This is a genomic window from Opacimonas viscosa, assembly GCF_024199005.1.
Classification (GTDB): domain Bacteria; phylum Pseudomonadota; class Gammaproteobacteria; order Enterobacterales; family Alteromonadaceae; genus Opacimonas; species Opacimonas viscosa.
In genome coordinates this window covers 1-271 of record NZ_JANATA010000136.1, presented here as the reverse complement: position 1 = coordinate 271, position 271 = coordinate 1, and the positions used below count along the sequence as shown (strand labels likewise).

The following is a 271-nucleotide window of genomic DNA, read 5'->3' as shown; positions in this document are numbered from 1 at the left end:
TTTTAGTAGTTAATGGAAATAATAACAATGAATTTAAATGGTAAAACAATAAAAAGCACACTCGTACTCGCTTTTGCCCTCGTGTTAACCGCCTGTGGAAGCACCCCCCAACCCACGGTTGGACTACAATCCAACCAGGTAGGCACAGATAAAAAAGTCGCCTTTGTCTATGTTTCTCCGGAAGACTCAACGGCCACCACGCATATTTACGGTGCAGGCTGTCTGTTGTGTTACGGTGTGGCATCTGCACTTACCAGCTCACTGGATACAC

General features: G+C 45.4%; 1 pseudogene. It reads left to right on the top strand.

The features are described from left to right. Positions 1-12 precede the first annotated feature (12 nt). Positions 13-271, top strand: a pseudogene (locus NLF92_RS13020) (hypothetical protein); the annotation flags it as partial.